Origin of the sequence: Pseudoalteromonas sp. 0802 (genome assembly GCF_013350085.1) — a bacterium.
Taxonomy (GTDB): Bacteria; Pseudomonadota; Gammaproteobacteria; order Enterobacterales; family Alteromonadaceae; genus Pseudoalteromonas.
Genome location: NZ_JABVXE010000067.1, coordinates 1 through 856 on the forward strand (window position 1 = coordinate 1; position 856 = coordinate 856).

1 protein-coding gene is annotated in these 856 nt (G+C 39.1%); it reads left to right on the top strand.

Annotation, left to right across the window (positions count from 1 at the left end):
- Positions 1 to 856, top strand: an 856-nt coding sequence (gene bcsG / locus HUS61_RS21140) for a cellulose biosynthesis protein BcsG (protein ID WP_175083681.1), incomplete at both ends; no start/stop codon positions are given.

Genomic DNA, 856 nt, shown 5'->3' on the forward strand with positions numbered 1-856 from the left:
TTTTTTATTGGTTTACTGTTAAGTGGTTGCGTTACACCAGTATTTCAATAATTGGCTTTTTGTATGCGTTTTGGTTAAGTGGGGTTGTTACGAGTGATGAGGTTACAACGCAAGTTGCAAGCAATAGCCAAACTACAAAAAAACAAGTGCCTGTTTTAGTTTCTGATACTGCAAAACAAAAGACACCGGATCAACAGTTACAAGACTTTTACCAGCAACAGAATTTATTACAAAGCCAGTTTCCTGACGTATTTAATGGTCAACCATTTGATGTGGTTGTGCTGAATATTTGCTCTCTAGCAACGGCTGATTTAAATGCAATCGGTGTTGAGCCACGTAACTTATTTGCTGATTTTGATATCTTGTTTAGCCAATTTAACTCAGCAACGTCGTACAGTGGTCCTGCAGCAATTCGTTTATTACGAGCAAGTTGTGGGCAAACAAGTCAAGAGCAACTATTTAAACCTGTTGATGAGCAATGTCAGCTATTTACTAATCTTGCTGAGCTTGGCTATAAAACCAGTGTGGCTCTTAACCACGATGGGCATTTTGATGACTTTATAGGTTTGATCAGACAATACGGTGGTGTTTCTGTGCCAAAACTGGATTTTAGCCAATTTAGTGCTGCGCAGTATGGTTTCGATGGCAAACCGATTTATTCTGATGCGGATATACTCTCTGACTGGTTGAATAAACAAGGCACAAGTCAGCAGCCTAGAGCTCTCTACTACAACACCATAAGCTTACACGATGGCAATCAACTTGCAGGTCGTGAACGAATGAATAGTTTTGAAAGCTATCCGCTTAGACAACAGCGCTTATTTAATGACATCGATAAGTTTATAACTGAGTTAAA